Annotated in this window: 14 protein-coding genes; 4 read left to right on the top strand and 10 right to left on the bottom strand. The window is 72.9% G+C overall.

The window, feature by feature from the left end:
* The first annotated feature begins 280 nt into the window (after positions 1-280).
* The 3 genes from ABZT14_RS18470 to ABZT14_RS18460 all read left to right on the top strand — a co-directional run bounded on the left by ABZT14_RS18470 (position 281) and on the right by ABZT14_RS18460 (position 2,619).
* Positions 281-1,030 carry an NPP1 family protein gene (locus tag ABZT14_RS18470; protein WP_356304087.1) on the top strand — a complete coding sequence of 250 codons (750 nt, stop codon included), beginning with the start codon at positions 281-283 and terminating at the stop codon, positions 1,028-1,030.
* Between the two features lie 156 nt (positions 1,031-1,186).
* The gene (locus tag ABZT14_RS18465; protein WP_356303626.1) at positions 1,187-1,378 is read left to right on the top strand and encodes a CsbD family protein; all 192 of its coding nucleotides are present in this window, start codon (positions 1,187-1,189) and stop codon (positions 1,376-1,378) included.
* Positions 1,379-1,659: 281 nt separating this feature from the next.
* Positions 1,660-2,619, top strand: a complete 960-nt coding sequence (locus ABZT14_RS18460) for a hypothetical protein (protein ID WP_356303623.1) — start codon at positions 1,660-1,662, stop codon at positions 2,617-2,619.
* 52 nt (positions 2,620-2,671) lie between these two features.
* On the opposite strand, the gene ABZT14_RS18455 is transcribed toward ABZT14_RS18460, so the two are convergent.
* From ABZT14_RS18455 to ABZT14_RS18410, 10 genes are read right to left on the bottom strand one after another with little or no spacing between them, the layout of a single operon-like run.
* A complete protein-coding gene (locus ABZT14_RS18455; protein ID WP_356303621.1) occupies positions 2,672-3,196 on the bottom strand; it encodes a type II 3-dehydroquinate dehydratase in 525 nt (174 codons plus the stop codon).
* 10 nt (positions 3,197-3,206) lie between these two features.
* Positions 3,207-4,244, bottom strand: a complete 1,038-nt coding sequence (locus tag ABZT14_RS18450) for a CoA transferase (RefSeq protein ID WP_356303619.1) — start codon at positions 4,242-4,244, stop codon at positions 3,207-3,209.
* Positions 4,241-5,110, bottom strand: a complete 870-nt coding sequence (locus ABZT14_RS18445) for a cyclase family protein (protein ID WP_356303616.1) — start codon at positions 5,108-5,110, stop codon at positions 4,241-4,243. The genes ABZT14_RS18450 and ABZT14_RS18445 overlap by 4 nt, the downstream gene beginning before the upstream one ends.
* Positions 5,107-6,753: an AMP-binding protein gene (locus ABZT14_RS18440; RefSeq protein WP_356303612.1), complete on the bottom strand. Its 1,647-nt coding sequence runs from the start codon at positions 6,751-6,753 to the stop codon at positions 5,107-5,109. Before ABZT14_RS18440 ends, ABZT14_RS18445 begins: the two co-directional genes overlap by 4 nt.
* Entirely contained in the window at positions 6,750-7,802 is a 1,053-nt protein-coding gene (locus tag ABZT14_RS18435; protein WP_356303609.1) for a zinc-binding dehydrogenase, read from the bottom strand. The genes ABZT14_RS18440 and ABZT14_RS18435 overlap by 4 nt, the downstream gene beginning before the upstream one ends.
* Position 7,803: 1 nt before the next feature.
* Positions 7,804-8,301, bottom strand: a complete 498-nt coding sequence (locus ABZT14_RS18430) for an OB-fold domain-containing protein (RefSeq protein ID WP_356303607.1) — start codon at positions 8,299-8,301, stop codon at positions 7,804-7,806.
* Positions 8,298-9,500 carry a thiolase family protein gene (locus ABZT14_RS18425; RefSeq protein ID WP_356303604.1) on the bottom strand — a complete coding sequence of 401 codons (1,203 nt, stop codon included), beginning with the start codon at positions 9,498-9,500 and terminating at the stop codon, positions 8,298-8,300. Before ABZT14_RS18425 ends, ABZT14_RS18430 begins: the two co-directional genes overlap by 4 nt.
* Positions 9,497-10,504 carry a hypothetical protein gene (locus tag ABZT14_RS18420; RefSeq protein WP_356303601.1) on the bottom strand — a complete coding sequence of 336 codons (1,008 nt, stop codon included), beginning with the start codon at positions 10,502-10,504 and terminating at the stop codon, positions 9,497-9,499. Before ABZT14_RS18420 ends, ABZT14_RS18425 begins: the two co-directional genes overlap by 4 nt.
* Before the next feature lie 55 nt (positions 10,505-10,559).
* The gene (locus ABZT14_RS18415) at positions 10,560-11,315 is read right to left on the bottom strand and encodes an IclR family transcriptional regulator C-terminal domain-containing protein (protein WP_356303598.1); all 756 of its coding nucleotides are present in this window, start codon (positions 11,313-11,315) and stop codon (positions 10,560-10,562) included.
* A complete protein-coding gene (locus ABZT14_RS18410; RefSeq protein WP_356303595.1) occupies positions 11,308-12,693 on the bottom strand; it encodes an MFS transporter in 1,386 nt (461 codons plus the stop codon). Before ABZT14_RS18410 ends, ABZT14_RS18415 begins: the two co-directional genes overlap by 8 nt.
* A 2,473-nt stretch (positions 12,694-15,166) precedes the next feature.
* On the opposite strand from ABZT14_RS18410, the gene ABZT14_RS18405 reads away from it, so the two are divergent.
* On the top strand, positions 15,167-16,630 hold the full coding sequence (locus ABZT14_RS18405; protein ID WP_356303592.1) for a Glu/Leu/Phe/Val dehydrogenase dimerization domain-containing protein: 1,464 nt from the start codon (positions 15,167-15,169) through the stop codon (positions 16,628-16,630).
* Positions 16,631-16,729 lie beyond the last annotated feature (99 nt).

Below are 16,729 nucleotides of genomic sequence, written 5' to 3'. Positions count from 1 at the left end.
GCCCGGGGGCGCCGGAGTTCGACCGAGGAACACCTCAACTCCCCAGCACAGGACGGCCGTTGCCCCCTCAGGACCCACCACGAGGGTGAGCCCGTACCGGGCGAGCGCCATGACCGTTCGGGCGGGGGCCTCGTGACATCCCCTCAGCCCTCTAGGCAAGCGGGGAAAAGCCTGCGAACTTTTCCGCGACGCTGCGGCCCGCTTGGTTCGTACCAGGCGCGAACAAGAAGAGGAAGAAGTGAACGACACCCCCCACTCCCGTCGCCCGCTCCGCCGTCGGCTGCGCAACGGCACCTTCGTCGGCGCCAGTGCCCTGGCCCTGGTCGTCGCCTTCCCCACGCTGGCGCACGCCGAGCCTCCCGGCGCCCTCCCCGGCAACGCCAGCGAACGCGAGAACCGCTTCCAGCCCGTGTACGACTACGACACCGACGGCTGCTACGCCTCCCCCGCCATCGGCCCCGACGGCACCCTCTCCCCCGGACTGGACCTCGGCGGGGACGTGAACGGCAACTGCCGTGACGAGTCCGACCTGGACAACGTCAACATCTACTCCCGGGAGAAGTGCAACAACGACTGGTGCGCCATCCTGTACTCCTCGTACTTCGAGAAGGACCAGACGGCCAACGGCGGCGGCATCGGCGGCCACCGCCACGACTGGGAACACATCGTGGTCTGGATCAAGGACGACCAGGTCCAGCACGTGGCCACCTCGGCCCACGGGAACTTCGACGTTCACACCCGCGACGACATGTACTTCGACGGTGACCACGCCAAGGTCGTCTACCACAAGGACGGACTGTCCACCCACTGCTTCCGGGCCGCCACCGACAACGACGAGCCCCCGGAGAACCACAAGGGCACCTGGCAGGCCCCGCCGGTGGTCGGCTGGGAGGGGTACCCGGAGGGGCTGCGCGACAAGCTGACCTCGGCTGACTTCGGCAGCGCCACCCTGGGCATCAAGGACGACACCTTCGACGACCACCTGGAGAAGGCCATGCCGGACGACATCCCCTTCGACCCGCACGCCTGATCCCGTACCGGGGGACGCCGGGCTCCGGTGGCGGGAGCCCGGCGTCCCCCGGTGGGCCGCGCCCGACATGCGGGCCGTCCACCGCGCCCCTATGTTGCGAAGGCAAGGGCCCGGCCGCGAACCGGGCGGCGCGAGTGGAGCCGAGAGGAGAGCCTGATGGCCGACGACGGCGCGATGGACAAGCTGAAGGGCAAGGCCAAGGAGGTGGCCGGCAAGATGACCGGCGACCGCAAGCAGGAGTCCGAGGGCCAGACCGACCAGGCGAAGGGGCGCGCCAAGGGCGCCGTGGACGAGGCCAAGGACCGCGCGGAGGGAATGCGCGACTCCCTGCGGAACAAGGACGACTGACCCCCCACTCACCCGCGGGGTACGGGAACCTCACGGGGCGGGCTCGTGGAGAACGAGCCCGCCCCGTTCCCGTGCGTACGGGCGGGTGACCTCCACCGAGCGTTCCGCGAGGGGCCGTGGCGGGGTCCCCGGTCGGGGGTGAGCGGCACGCCGGGGGCTCCGGCTGGTGTGGACCCCGGCTTTTCCAGAGGCCCTCCGGGGTGGCGGCGGGCCCGGGTCGTGCGATCCTTCCAGCGCTTCCGCTCCGGCCCCCGCCCGGTGCCCCGCCCCGAGGAGTCGACATGTCCGCACGCCGACGTGGCCTGCTGTACTGCGCCGCCGCCCTGGTGACCGCCACCGCCACCACCGTGGCGATCAGCGGCGCCCCCGACGCCCGGGCGGAGGTGGGCACCCGCGCGGCCTCCCTGTTGACGCTGGACAACAACATCGAGAACTGGCTCCCGACCGAGTGCGCCGAGGGCTCCGAGTACGAGCGGCTGATCGCCCACCTGAAGAAGCAGCCCGCGGGCCCGGACGTGTTCACCGTCCAACAGATCTCCAACGCCGAGCAGTTGGACACCTTCACCCAGCGGCTGACCGACGAGCTGCCGGGCACCTACGAGGGCCGGATCGCGATCCCCGAACCCGGCTCCATGGGGTACGAGGACAAGCCCTGTGGAGTGCTGAAGAACCAGCAGACCAACGCCGTGGTCTACCGCTCCGACCGGCTGACCCCGCAGCAGGAGACCCGCTGGCGGTCCGACGCCCCCGCCAACCCCAAGCCGGGCACCGGCCCCTGCCGCAACCTCGAACCCACCGAGTCCAGCCAGGACCGGGTGCACAACCTCGCCGTACGGTTCCACGACGCCACCGCCGACAAGGACGTCACGGTCGCCTCCGCCCACTGGCCCACCGGCACCTGGCACGGCCCCGACTGCGCCGCGGAGAACATGAAGGAGACCGCCGAGGCGGTCGACCGCCTCGGCGGCGACCTGCGGATCATCGGTGTCGACACCAACGCCAAGACCAGCGACGCCGACTGGTGGGACAAGGGCGTCGGCCTGGGCTTCCGCGACCCGATCGGTGAACTGTGCGGTGGGGCGGACTGCCCCGACGAGCACAACACCACCACCCACTACCGCATCGACTTCCTGCTGGCCAAGGGGCACGGCGGCTTCTCGGAGTCCGCCACCCTCACCGACAAGGTGGTCGGCGGCAAGTACTCCCACCACCGCGCCGTCACCAGCCGTATCTCCTACTGACCTCCGACGGCCCCCGCTCCGGGGCCGGCGTCCGAGAGCGCCCGGCCCCGGCTCAGTGGCGGTGGGCGCCGCCGGCCAGGAAGTCCGCGTCGTCCAGGGCCAGCGTCAGCCCGAGCAGGGCTCCGAGGTAGCTGTACTGCCGCAGCCCCATCACCAGTCCGGTGGCCGTGGCGGTGAAGCGGGAGTTCTGGAGCGAGGGGGCCGGCGCCACCTGGGCGAAGTGGCGCACCGTGTTGGCGAAGTGCACCTCCACCACCGGTTTCCCGGTGTCGTCCAGGGCGTGCCGGGTGGCCTCCCCGTACGTGGTCAGCCCGGCCGGGTTGATCACGTAGCCGTGGACCTCCCCGGCGGTGCGGTGTACGAAGTCCAGCAGGTCGCCCTCGTGGTTGGAGGCGGTCTGTTCCACCTCCACCCCCAGCGTCCCGGCGAAGTCCCGTACCAGTGCCTGGAGGTCCGCCAGGGAACGGATCGGACCGTAGATCCGCTGGTCGCGGTTGCCCAGGTTGGGCATGTTGGGGCCGTCCAGCACCCCGATGCGCCAGCGGACCGCCCCGGGTGGGCGCAGCGTGTGATCCATCGGCTCCTCCTCAGTCGTCAGGTCCGGGCCCCGGCCGGTCCGGGGCCCGGGGCGGCGCCGGAGACAGCCGCCCCACCAGTGGTTCCGGCAGGGGTACGCAGCCCCGCCAGGCCCCGTGTTCCGGCCTCCGCCGCAGGGCGACCTGTGCGGCCACCTCGGGGTCCGAGCCGTCCGCCGTGTCCAGGGGCAGGTCGTACCGCCGGGCCAGCTCCACCAGCTCGGTCAACTCCCGGGCGGCCAGCGCCCGTTCGAGTCGCTCGCGCACCTCGGGCCCCCGGAGGCGGCGGTCGGCGTACCCGGCGAGGCCCGGGTCGTCCGCCCAGTCGTCCCAGCCCAGCGCCGTACACAGCCGCCGCCACATCGCGTCCTCCAGCAGGGCGAGGACGACGGTGGCGCCGTCGGCGGTACGGAAGGTGCCGTAGGTGGGCTCCACCCCGCCCGACACCGCCGAGGGCTTCACCTCCGCCCAGCCCAGTGCCGCGTCCAGCAGGCTCATGTCCAGGTGGCAGCCCTCGCCCGCCCGCCAGGCGGCGGTGATCGCCAGGGCGGCGGAGGTGCCGGCCGCCAGGTCCACCCAGGGCACCCCGACCCGCTCCACCCGGGGCGCCCCGTCCAGCACTCCGGCCATGGCCTGGAGGGACAGGTCGTGCACCGGGGTGTTGGCCAGGGGGCCGCGCTGCCCCACCCCACTGAGCGAGCAGTAGACCAGTCCGGGGCGCAGCCGGTGCAGCGTCGGGGCGTCGCAGCCCAGCCGTGCGGTGACCCCGGGGCGGAAGCTCTCCACGAACACGTCGGCCTCCGCCAGCAGCCCGTACAGCCGCTCCCGTCCCTCGGGCGACTTCAGGTCCACGGTCACCGCCCCCTTGCCGGCGTTGACCCGCTCGAACATCTCCGGGTCCAGTCGGCGGGCCGGGTCTCCCCCGGGCGGCTCGACCTTGGTGACCGTGGCGCCGAGGGAGGCCAGCAGCAAGGTGGCGTAGGGGCCGGGCAGTTGCTGGCTCAGGTCCAGTACCCGCATCCCCTTCAGGGCGGTTCCCGGGGCGGTCACAGGACGGTCACCGGGTTCAGGGGGCTGGCGGTCGAGCCCCTCAACGGCAGGGGGGCGGCGACGAACAGGAAGGTGACCGCTCCGCTGGCGGCCAGCTCGGCCAGGTCCAGGTTCTCCACCAGGGGGGTGCCGTGGCGGTGCAGCAGCCGCAGGTGGACCGGGAAGGTGCTGCCGGCCGGCGAGGGCTGTACCTCCACCGCGTAGTTGTCCGCCCCGACCAGGGCCACGTCCCGTTCGGCCAGCCAGCGGGCGCCCTCGTCGGACAGCCCGGGTTCGTGGTCGTGGTACGCCTCGGTGCCCTGGTGCCGTTCCCACCAGCCGGTGCGCAGCAACACCGCGTCGCCCGGGCCGGGTTGGGCCCCGGCGCGGTCGCAGACCTCGGCCAGTTCCTCCGCCCCGACCGGGCTGCTCGCCTCCAGGGGCGCGCCCCGGTGGTCGACCAGGTCCAGCAGCAGCCCCCGGGTCACCACCGGTCCGAGGCGCTCGGCCCCGCAGTGGCCGGCTCCCCGGGTGGACCGTACGGAGGAGGCGGGGTGGCCGTTGTAGAGGTGGTCGCCGGTCCAGGTGTGGGCCAGCGCGTCGACGTGGGTGCCGGTGTGGGTGCCCAGCAGCACGGTGTCCTCGGCGAACCGGAACCCGTCGGGGGACCGGGCTCCGGCGGCGTAGTCCCCGGCGTCCCGTCCCATGAAGCGCTGTGGGGGACGGCGGTGCGGCGGCACGCTGGTGTCCGGCCCCAGCGGCTGCGCCAGGGACAGCACCCTGCCCTGGCGTACGGTCCCCACCGCCGCCCGTACCACGGTCTCGTCGACGAGGTTGAGCGTCCCCCGCTCGTCCCGCTCACCCCAGCGTCCCCAGTTCCCGGTCACCCCGCCTCCCTCCTGGTGGGCTCCGTCCTCTGCGTGGGCTCCGGCGTCCGTTCCGCCGGCCCGACCCGTCGGGTCGCCTCCTCCACCAGCGCCCGGCGCTGGAGCTTGCCGGTGACGGTGGTGGGGAGTTCGGGCAGCACCACGATCTGCCGGGGCACCTTGTAGCCGGCGATGCCCCGTTGGCAGAAGTCGCGCAGTTCCTCGGCGTCCACCCCGCCGTCGGTGGTCACGAAGGCCACCACCACCTCGCCCCGGCTGTGGTGCGGCGCGCCCACCACTGCGGCGGTGCGCACCCGGGGGTGCCGGCACAGGTAGCTCTCCACCTCGGCGGGCGAGACGTTGATGCCGGAGGTCTTGATCATCTCGGTGAGTCGGCCCCGGAACTCCACCGCGCCGTCCGGCCGCAGGGTCACCCGGTCCCCGGTACGAAACCAGCCGTCCTCGGTCATCACCGCGGCCGTGGCCTCGGGTTCGCCCAGGTAGCCGGGGGTGATCCGCCCGCGTACCTGCAACTCCCCGGTGGCGTCCTCGTACCGCACCAGTCCCTCGGGGGTCACCACCCGCAGCCGCACCCCGGGCAGCGGCGGGCCCTGGGTGGTGGCCCGCGTCTCCAGCGGGAGGTGGTGCGGGGTGACGCAGCAGTTGCCGTAGGTCTCGGTGGAGCCGTAGACGTTGCAGATCTCCGGCACGCCCAGTTCCTCGGCCACCCTCAGCACCTCCTCGGCCCGGCCGATGGTCAGCCCGGTACGCAACGACCGCACGGCGCGCACCCGTTGGGCCACCGGCGCCAGGTCGTCGACCATGCGCGGCAGCAGATAGGCCGCCGTACACTCCTCCCGCTCCCACAGCCGCGCCGTCTCCTCGGGCTGGAACCGTTCCTGGAGCACCAGGCAGGCCCCGTGGGTGAGGGTGGCCATCAGGGCGTTGGCGCTGCCGAAGCTCCAGAACAGGGGCGAGCCCAGCCACACCCGGTCCCCGGCGGTCAGCCCCATCCGTTCGCCGATGTGGAAGCCGTTGAGGATCAGGTCCCGGTGGGTCAGCGGTACCGCCTTGGGCGTGGCGGTCGACCCCGAGGTGTAGAGCACGAACGCCGGATCGTGACCGGCCGGCTCCGCTCCGGCCCGGTCGCCCTCCCCGGGCAGCTCCTCCCAGGAGCGGGCGCCCGGCGGCGGGGTGTCCCCGGAGAGCAGGGCCACCTCGCGCAGCGCGGGGAAGCGGTCGCTGCCCCACCGCCCCGGGGGCGCCTCCCACAACTCCGGGAGCACCTGGCGCAGTTCGGCCAGCAGGTCGGCCGAACGCACCGAGCCGACGGTGACCAGGGTGACGCAGGCGGAGGAGCGCAGCAGGTGCTCCCACTCCCAGGCCTTGACCCAGGTGTGGAAGGCGTCCAGCCGGGCGCCCAGCCGCAGCGCGCCCAGGGCGACGGCCAGCCAGTCCGCGGTGTTGCCGGCCAGCAGCCCGACGGTCTGCCCGGCCCGCACCCCGAGCGCGGCCAGCCGTGCGGCCGACTGGTCGACCCGCTCGTCCAGTTGCCGGTAGGTCCAGCGGACCTCCCCGGCCACCAGGGCCGGGGCGTCGGGGGTGGCCTCGGCCTGCCCGGCCAGCAGTCCGGGCAGGTGGACGGCCGTCGGTACGGGGTTCACGGGACCACCACCGCCCTTCCGGTCACCTCGCGGTTCTCCACGGCCCGGTGGGCCCCGGCCGTCTCCTCCAAGGTCCACCTCCGCGCGGCCACCGGGGTGACCGCCCCGGAGCGGGCCAGCTCCACCACCCGTTCCAGGTCCGAGCGGTCGGCGTGGGCGGAGCCCAGTACCCGCAGCTCCTTCACGATGACCAGCCCGGGGTCCAGCGGCAGGGTGGCCGGTTCGGTGTTCCCCACCAGCACCAGCCTGCCGCCCGGGGCGAGGGCCCGCAGCACGGTACGGAAGGTGGGGGCGCCGGTGACCTCGACGGCCACCTCGGCTCCCCGGGGCCGGCCCAGCCGGCGCAGTTCCTCCCGCAGCGCGGCCCGGTCGGGGGCGACCAGCACGGCGTCGGCGCCCTCCGCCCGCAGGTCGGCCGCCTTGGAGGGGCTGCCGGTCACCGCGAGCACGGTGGCGCCCAGGTGTCGGGCGGTACGTACGGTGTGCAGGCCCACCCCTCCCCCGGCGCCGGTGACCACCACGACCTCGCCGGGGCGTACCTCGGCGGTGCGCAGGGCGCGCAGCCCGGTGCCGACCGCGCAGGACAGCAGGGCGCCCTCGACCGGGTCCACCTCCTCGGGCAGGGGTACGGCGTTGAGGGGGCTGGCGAGCACGTACTCGGCGTAGCCCCCGGGCTGGTCGTCGCCGTAGAAGCCGGGGCCCCGGCGGCAGTGGGTGGTGCGGCCGGCCGCGCAGTCCGGGCAGTCCCCGCAGGGCAGCCGTTGGACCAGGGCCACCGGCTGGTCGCGCCACTTCGGGGGCGTACCCGGTCCCAGGGCGACCACGGTGCCGGCGATCTCGTGGCCCAGCACGGTGCCGACGCCGGCGGTGAGCGCTCCCCGGCGGGCGAGCAGGTCGTGGCCGCAGACCCCGCAGGCGGCGACCCGCACCAGGAACTGTCCGGCCTCCGGGCGCGGTACCGGTCGCCGCTCGACGGCCAGCACCTCGGGCCCGCCCACGCCGGTGAGCGCCACGGCCCGCATCGAGGAGGGGAGGGGCGAGCCGGTCATGTCAGTCCCGCCCGGCAGCCGGTTCGGTCGTCCCGGCCGGCTCGAACCAGTAGTCGGCGGCCGTACCGGTGGGTTCCTCGGCGAACCGCACCACCACCGGGGTGCCGACCGCCAGAGCCCGTACGGCCTCCGCCTGGTCGCTCAGGTCCAGCCCGCGTACGTAGCCGACCAGGGCGGTACTCGCTCCCCGGAGGGTGACGTAGGCCAGCGCGTAGGGCGGCTCGGGGAGGTTGCGGAAGGGCTCGTAGACCACCGTGAACATCTCCACCACCCCCTCGTTGGCCACGTCCACCCACTCCTCGGTGGCCACGTGGTCGCGGTCGCAGAAGGAGCGGGCCGGCACCAGTACTCGTGCGCACACCGGGCAGCGGCGGCCCTGGACGCGGCCCTCGGCCAGGCCGGCGAGGAAGCGGGAGGTGGTCTCGCCCAGGGCGTGGCGGTAGCTGAGGTCCCAGGTCTGCTCGTAGAACCGGGGCTCGGGGTGGCCGGTGGTGGTCATGAGATCTCCTCCAGGTGGTCGCTGAGTACGAGCGCCGAGTAGAACTGGTGGTCCCCGCCGATGGCGGAGGCCACGGCGGTACGGGCCCCGGGCACCTGGTGCGCCCCGGCCCGGCCCCGGACCTGGCTGGCCGCCTCCACCACCCGGGCCACTCCGGTGACCGCGATGGGGTTGGAGCACAGCACCCCGCCGGAGGGGTTCACCACACAGCCGTCCGAGCCGAGGGCGAAGTCGCCGCGCGCCAGCCGTTTGGGGGCCTCGCCCCGGGCACAGAGCCCGGCCGCCTCGATCACGTGCAGTTCGACGCTGGAGAACGGGGCGTAGATCTCGGCCACGTCCAGTTGCCGTGCCGGGTCGGTCAACCCGGCCTGGGCGTAGGCCCGTTGGAAGGCGGTGCCCTGCGCGTCGGCGTCCCCGTGGTCGGCGACCCGGCGTGGGCCGACCCGGTCCCCCATCCAGTAGGTCTCGGTGTTCTGGCCCACTCCTCTGATCCAGGCCGGCGACAGTCCGTGGGCCCGGGCGTACCGCTCGGAGACCAGGACCACCCCGGCGGCACCGGTCGAGGACGGGCAGGCGTCCCCCAGCTTGATGGGCCAGGCGAGGGTACGGCTGGCCAGCACCTCCTCCACGGTCACCGGGGACCGCAGGTGGGCCTTGGGGTTGAGGGCGGCGTGGGCCCGGTTCTTCACCGTGACCCGGGCCATGTCCACCTCGTCGCTGCCGTAGGCGTGCATGTAGCGCACCGCCGACAGGGCCAGCATGGTGATGGTGTTCAGCGGTACGGGGCGCTCGTAGCCCACGTCCCACATCTTGTTGAGCACCGACTGGGCGGAGCCGGACTCCGACACCCGGTCGGCGCCGGCCACCAGGACCACGTCGAACATGCCGGAGGCGATGTGGGTCCAGGCGGTGATGACCGCGCTCATCCCGGTGGCCCCGCCGTTGTTGACCCGCATGAAGGGTTTGCCGGCCGCTCCGAGGGCCTCCACGCACCAGCGTTCACCGTTGCCCACCCCGATCAGGGCGTCCGGGGCCAGGGGGAACACCACCGCGTCCACCTGCCCCATGTCGAGCCCGGCGTCGGCCAGGGCCAACGTCGCGCCCTCGTGGACGAGTTCGGGGAAGGTGACGTCGGTGCGCCGGGTGACGTACTCGGTCTGGCCCACCCCCAGGACACCCACGTTGGTCGAGCCGTTCACTTGTCCTCCTCGCCGAAGACCATCACCGTCGCTCCCTGACCGGCGAACCCGTGCAGGCCCACCCCGCCCGTGAGGGCACCCCGACCGCCGGCCCCGGAGGCACCCCGCGCGGCGGCCAACAGCCGCCCCAGCCCGGCCACATGGGCCGGCGCCGGTACGGCCGACAGCGGCCCGGAGGGGTTGACCGGGGTGTCCTCGGCCAGTCCGAGGGCACCCACCGCCTCCCGTACCGCGGGCACACTGGGCGCGGCGATCTCCGCCGACGCCCACCGCGCGGGGTCCGGGGCCCCGGAGGAGGCCAGGTGTTCCAGGGCCTGTTCCAGGGCGCCGCGCTCCCGGCGGGCGCCCAACTCGTAGTGGTCGGTGGCCCATCCGGCCCCGCGCACCCAGCACAGTTCGCTCCCGGGTGGGAAGGTCCCGGCCACGCCCAGCACGGCGGCGTACACCGCGTCCCCGGTCGCCGGCAGGTCGGCCCGGGTGAGCGGCCAGCTGACGACCTCCTCGGCCGGCGGGCCGGCGTCGTGGGTGTGGCGGGACGCGGCGAGGGCGGCGGCCAGGGTGTTGTTGACGCCGACCGCCCGCAGTACGTAGGGCTCGGCGCCGACCAGTTCGGCGTGCTCGGGGTACACCGACTCGCTGGGCTTGGACCATCCGACGACCAGTACGTTGTCGCCCTGGCCGGCCAGCAGCCGCAGGTACCCGTACACCAGGGCGTGCTCCCCGGAGGAGGCGATCATCGTCACGTCCAGGTCCACGCCCCCAGCCGGACCGGCCGAGGTCATACAGGAGATGACCCGCCCGTCGGTCTGGTCGTTGCCGCTGAGCACCACCCCGTCCAGGGCGGAACGGTCCACTCCCGCCGACCGGAGCGCGGCGGAGGTCGCCTCGAAGATCATCTCCTCCAGGCTGCGGTCCGTCTCCCGGTCGACCGTGTCGGCGTACACCGACAGCACCGCGACCCGGGGCCGAACGTCGGTGCCGGTCTTGGCTGTTGAGGGGGTCACCTGTACTCCTCGCTCTCACGGTGGACAAGCGCGGCGCGGCGGCCGGGGCGGCCACTCACGCGGAGGCCACGGCCGTCGGCTCGGCCAACTCCGCCTCGATGGCCGCCGAGGTGGCGAGCATCTGCTCCACCACCGAGCCGACCCGGGAGGTGGGGAGGCTGGTACGCAGTGCCGAGACGTGTACGGCCGCCGCCAGGGACTGGTCGGGGGCGAACACCGGGGTGGCCAGGCCCACGATGTCCTTGAGGCTCTCGCCCCTGCTCACGCTCACCCGGCGCCTGCGGATCACCGCCAGGTCGCGGTCCAGCTCCCGCGCCGAGGTGAGGGTCTCCCCGGTCACGGCCGGCCGGGGCTTGGCCATCATGGTCTGGTGGACGTTGCGGTCGAAGGCCGCGAACAGCTTGCCCACCGCCGTGCTGTGCAGCAGCAGGCTGCGGCCCAGCGGGATGTCGAGGTTGACGTGCTGCCGGCCCGGGTGGCGGGACACGTAGACCACCCGGTTCCCGGTGCCCATTGCCAGGTAGACGTCGAACCCGCTGTCCTCGGCCAGCCGTTCCAGGTGCCGGCGGGCCACCCGCTGCACCCCGACGCTGTCCATGACCGCCAGCGCGGTACGCAGCGCACGCGGCCCCAGCCCGTAGCTGCGGTCGATCACGTCCACCAGCCGGGCCTCCGCCATCGCCCGCAACAGGTCGTGGGTACTGCTCAGCGGGGTGCGCAGCGCACGGCTCAACTCCGTGGCCGTGCACGGTCCGTGGCCCGCCAGGTGGGTCAGCACGTCGAAGATGCGCTCCAGGCGTTGCCTATCCATGCTTCCTCCCAGACTCGGCGGACCCCACGGGCCCGGGAACCGACTTCCCACCACCGGAGAGCGCGCCGTCACGGGTGGCGTCGTGCTCCAGCAGCAGGTCACGCCCGGCCGTCTCCGGCAGCAGGCGGTACAGGAACAGCCCGCACACCACGGCCACCGCCGCCAGGAAGAACCCGGGCGAGTAGTTGAGCCCGGTGGTGGCCACCAACCAGGCCGCCAGCAGGGGCCCGAAGCCGGAGGGCGGTCCCACCCCGAGGTTGAAGCCGAGCGATCCACCGGTCAGTCGGCTGGAGGCGGGGAAGAGTTCGATGAGGATCAACGAGGTGTTGGCGTTGATCGGGGCCTGGATCACCGCGTAGACGACCAGCCCCAGCAGGATCAGCGGCACGCTGCCGGTGGACAGCAGCCAGAAGATCGGTATCGCGCACACCGCGTGGCCCACACAGCCGAACAGCACGGTACGGCGACGCCCGTACACGTCCGACAACCGGCCGGCCACCGGACACAGCGCCGCGTAGACCCCCAGGCCGACGGCCGTGAGCAGGGCGGCCTGGGTCGACTTCAACCCACCGGCCGAGGCGAGGAAGTTGACCACGTAGGACCCGAGGTAGAACAGGCCCACCCCGCAGATCCACGAGAAGCAGAAGGTCACCGCCAACGCCCGCCACTGGTCGGCGCGGACCGCGTCCCGCGCCTTGGCGCGCGGCCGGTCCGAGGCGCGTTCGATCTCGCGGAAGACCGGGGTGTCCTCCAGTCGGCGACGGATGTACAGCCCGATGAGGCCCAGTGGAGCGGCCACCAGGAACGGCACCCGCCATCCCCACGCGCTCAACTGGTCGTCGTTCAGGGCCAGTCCGAAGGACAGCGCCAGCAGGCTGCCGCCGATCAGCCCCATGGCGGCGGCCATGGACGGGTAGCTGCCCCGCACCCCGCGCCGGCCCGGCGCGGCGGTCTCGATCAGGAAGGCGGAGCTGGCACCCCACTCACCGCCCACGGACAGTCCCTGGACGCAGCGGATCAGCACCAGCAGTACGGGGGCCAGCACGCCGATGCTGTCGTAGCCGGGCAGCACCCCGATCAGGGTGGTGGCGACGCCCATCACCGTGATGCTGATGGACAGCGAGGCGCGTCGGCCCACCCGGTCCCCGATCAGGCCGAAGACCAGCCCGCCGAGGGGGCGGAGGAAGAACGCGACGCCGAACACCGCCAGGGACTGGAGGAGTTCGGTGGTGGCGTCATCGGAGGGAAAGAAGTTGGCTCCGATTGCCACGGCAAAGAATCCGTAGAGGGCGAAGTCGAAGTACTCGAGAAAGTTCCCGATGATGCAGGCGACGGCTATGCGTCGCTGTTCACTTGCTGTGGGCGGGTTCTGCGACATGGCATCCGGTCCTCACCTTCGAGGCCTGACGGGCAGGAGAGGCTCCGAGAACTCGGAGGACTTCTCCGGGTTGTCGGATGTGTCAGGACGCTAGGCCCGCCGGAACGGGCGGACAAGGGGCCTCCGCAGACTCGAAGAAGGCGACGTGGGCCCCGGGTTCGACCCCGTACGGGCCGACGCCCCGCCGAGACGCGCCCCCTCCCGGGCGCGCCGACGGGGCCACACCGGCGAAACCACGCCGCTACGCGGCGGCAACAAAACGGAGAGTATTCACTGCCGCAATTGCCAGCTACGGATCCGCCGAAGGTCGTCCACCACCGGGGTGGCCCCGCCGTCCGGGCGCGGTCCCCTTCCGACGGGGCGGCCTCGCCTGCTCCGTACGGTTCGTATCGGGCCTTTCCTCCAGGGCGGCCCCACCTGGCGGCCCGTACTCCTCGAAGGGGATCCCCCCTTGGGGCCTCGCCCCTCCCCTCGGGGGAGCGCCGCACCACCTGCACCACGGGTCACTGCCACCGGAGGCGGGTCACCCGGGAGACACCCACCTTCAGCGGTGGGGCGAGGGGCGTCCCCCGTGCCGGAGCCGCCTACCCCAGGCCGCCGCGAACTTCTCGCGGGTGCACCAGCGGCCTGTTGTGGCTGGCCTGGGTGGGCAGCTTGCGACGCGGCCGACCCTTTACGAGCGAGCGCTCTCGGGGCCGTCGTCGACGTCACCGGGAACCTCGCGCCATCTACGCCGCACCCGCATCTGGACGTGACCCCTCAGGGGCCAGGTGGCCCAGGCCCCTCTTACGGTCACCGGCACCCGACCCCACTCCCCCGACCCCCGCACGGGCGAGGGCGACCGCATTGACGTACCGGCCCCTGGCCTCCCGCGCCCGCCCCCGCAGGGGCGGGCACCCCGCCCCAGGCTGGCGCCGAGCCCCAGGGCGAACCGCGGACCGAGGGGAACCGCGACAACCTCCCGCGCCTCAGTGGGGCACCCCGGCCGCGTGCCTCAGGAACCCGAGGGCCCAGCGAGCGCGCTGCGACGACGGGCATCGGCGTACGAGCCAACGGGGCGGGGTACGGCGCCAGGACAGGCGAGCCCCTCAGCCATCCCCATCACACCTCCTCGACGTCCACCTCGACGTACCCCCCCTCCCCCTCACGGCGACTACGAAGCCACCCCACCCCCTCTGGCCGCTGACGCGCCCCACCGCCCGGAGCTTCCCCTGCCAGCCCGATCCCCCGGCGGCACTCGGCCGGGCCAACGGACCGCGATCTCTTGGCGGAGCCCACCCGGCCGCCGTGGCTGACGCCGTCACCCCACCTCAGCACCCCTCTGTGGTCGCGGGACGGTCCCGGAACAGCGAGCGGCCCGACCTCGTACACACGGGCCCCGACCCGCTCACGCACGCCGCGATCTGGACGGACAACCCGGCCGGGCCAACCTGCCCGGAACGCACCGCCTGACCCATGCTCCCCAGGAGCCCCAGCGCGAAGGCGCTTCGCCACCCCCGCCCAGGCCAGCGCCCCCACCGGAACCGGTCACCCGGTGCCCCGACACCAGGGGATAGGCGGCCAGGAACCCCGGGCGAACGAAGGTGCCGCGCCCCCACGGGACGAACACACTCCTCACCCACCGGACACGTCCCGGAAACACCCTCCCGGGAGCATCCACGGGAGGGCGCACCCCTCCGTCCGCGCCCCGCCACCCGGCCCTCCGAGGCGGAAAAGCCGCCCCGGAGCCGGAGAGGAAAAGGAAAAGAGAAAAGAAGGACCCTCTCGGAAATCCCGAAGAGGATGCGACGCGCCCTTTTCCAAAGCCCCCCACCCCCGTCCGCCCGGGGTGCGCTCCACGGGAATACCACCGTTGTCGTTCCCGGGTCGAACAATGCTGACCGACCGTCGGAAGCGGCACCGGGTGACAGATTGAGTCCCCCGGAACCCGCCGCCACGGCCCCGGGTGAACCCGGCCGAAGAACCCGACCCACCGAGCCCCCTCCAGCCGCCTCCACACCGTCCCACCCCACCGACCCCGGACCCCTTCGGGAGCCGGGGCGACCGCCACCGCCACGGCCTGATCGACCTTCCCCAAGCGCCCTGGCTGACCTGCCGTTTCCTCAAGATCCCCAAGGACGGGAGTCGCCGGGAAACCGGTCGGAGGACACAGAGCCAGGGAACGCTTGACAAGGCGGGAAGGGCGACCTCACAGTAAGCGCTAAGCACACCGCTAAAAACCGGATGCGCGCTCTGCGTATATCCCGAGTTCTCCTCAACGCCCTTACGAAGGGTGACCTACAAACGTGCCCTGAGGGCGTCATTGACCTGTCAACACGGTCACGGCTGCTCACTATCGTGCTGCCGCCATTTCCGTGGTGGAGTTCTGTGCGTTTTCCGTGAAGGGAAGAGGCAGCCGCGACTCCGGGCCGGGCGAATGCGCGTCCCACACGTCCGAGCAAGTTCCTATCAGTGACTGGAAAGGGTGAGTGCCGTGACACAAACCGATGTCGGGACGCAATTGCAGGTTCCCGAGCATGAGCCCTATCTCCAGGTCACCTGGCGTGACCCCCTCACCTCCGCCCGGGGCTTCGTGGTCATCGACCAGCTGGTCACCGGCATCGCGACCGGCGGTCTGCGGATGCGTCCGGGCTGCACCCTGCACGAGGTGGGCGAACTCGCACGGGAAATGACCCTCAAGATGGGCGCGTTCGGTATCCACGTCGGCGGCGCCAAGGGCGGCATCGACTTCGACTCCACCGATCCACGGGCGGACGAGGTGCGCGAGCGTTTCCTCCAGGCGGTCCGCCCCCTGCTGGAACGCTTCTGGGTCACCGCCGGTGACCTCGGCACCCAGCAGGAGCAGTTGGACCGCACCTTCGCCCGGGTCGGCCTCGGTGAGACCTCGTTCCACGCCGCCGTGGTCCGCGCCTCGGACGAGGCGGAGGTGCGCGAGCGGATCCGTCAGGCCTTCCACGCTCGGACCGAGGGGCTGAAGCTGTCCGAACTGGTCGGTGGGTACGGCGTCGCGGAGGCCGCGCTCGCCGCCCTGGAGCACAAGGAGATCCCGGCGCCCACGGCCCGCGCGGTCGTCCAGGGGTTCGGCGCGATGGGCGGCTCCACCGCCCTGTACCTCGCCCGGGCCGGAGTGCGGATCGTGGGAATCACCGACGCCCAGGGCCTGATCCTCAACCCCGACCGGGGGCTGGACGTCGAACTCCTGCTGTCCGCCCGGAGCACCGGCGGCGTCATCGACCGCTCCGTCCTGCGCGAGGACGACGTCGAACTCCCCGGCGACGCTTGGCTGAGCCAGGACGTGGACGTACTGGTGCCGGCTGCCGTGTCGTACACGATCACCGCCGAGAACTGCGACCGGATCCGTGGCTCCCTCGTGGTCGAGGCGGCCAACGTCCCCACCACTCCCGAGGCCGAGCGGCTCCTGAGCGAGCGCGGGGTGACCGTGGTGCCGGACTTCATCGCCAACACCGGAGCGGCGGCCGGGGCCTGGTGGGTCATCCTCGGCGAGGTGGTCAGCCCCACCGGAGCGTGCAGCCGGCTGTCGGCGCAGATCCGCCCGCTGGTGCGCAACCTCATGAGTCGGGCCGACGTCGAGGGCGTCTCGATGCGTACCGCGGGTGTGCGGTTCGCCAAGGAGAACTCCGCGCGGCTGGTCAACGAGTACGGCGGGGCGGTCGCCTTCCGCGACCTCTACCCCGAGCACTCCGAGTACGCGGAGCCGACCGAGTTCCCCGAGCCGGTCCACGAACGGGCCGAGCCGACGCTCCTCGCCCCGGCGCCCGAGGAGATCGTGGAGCCCCTGACGCACCCGCCGTACGGCGGCTCCCCGGGGACGGCCGACCTCAGCGAACCGTCGCTGGAGGCCGACCGCCGGCCGGCCGCCGCATTCCCGGCGTACTGGCCGGGTCCGGCGGACTCCGCCAACGGCGGCCAGGCCTGACCGCCCACCAGGGCGCGTACGGGTGAGGGGTGGGGCGTGCGCGCCCCACCCCTCACCCGTACCGGCCCTCCCTCCCCAAGGGGAGTGGGACCACAGCGA

This window comes from Streptomyces sp. NPDC005438, assembly GCF_040606315.1.
In the GTDB taxonomy this organism is placed as follows: domain Bacteria; phylum Actinomycetota; class Actinomycetes; order Streptomycetales; family Streptomycetaceae; genus Streptomyces.
This window is presented reverse-complemented; position numbering and strand designations above follow the sequence as displayed.

What these genes read in the sequence shown, in the direction of transcription:
- ABZT14_RS18465 (WP_356303626.1), top strand. Translation starts at nt 1,187, where the DNA reads ATGGCCGACGACGGCGCGATGGACAAGCTGAAGGGCAAGGCCAAGGAG.
- ABZT14_RS18460 (WP_356303623.1), top strand. Translation starts at nt 1,660, where the DNA reads ATGTCCGCACGCCGACGTGGCCTGCTGTACTGCGCCGCCGCCCTGGTG.
- ABZT14_RS18455 (WP_356303621.1), bottom strand. Translation starts at nt 3,196, where the DNA reads ATGGATCACACGCTGCGCCCACCCGGGGCGGTCCGCTGGCGCATCGGG.
- ABZT14_RS18435 (WP_356303609.1), bottom strand. Translation starts at nt 7,802, where the DNA reads ATGACCGGCTCGCCCCTCCCCTCCTCGATGCGGGCCGTGGCGCTCACC.
- ABZT14_RS18430 (WP_356303607.1), bottom strand. Translation starts at nt 8,301, where the DNA reads ATGACCACCACCGGCCACCCCGAGCCCCGGTTCTACGAGCAGACCTGG.
- ABZT14_RS18415 (WP_356303598.1), bottom strand. Translation starts at nt 11,315, where the DNA reads ATGGATAGGCAACGCCTGGAGCGCATCTTCGACGTGCTGACCCACCTG.
- ABZT14_RS18410 (WP_356303595.1), bottom strand. Translation starts at nt 12,693, where the DNA reads ATGTCGCAGAACCCGCCCACAGCAAGTGAACAGCGACGCATAGCCGTC.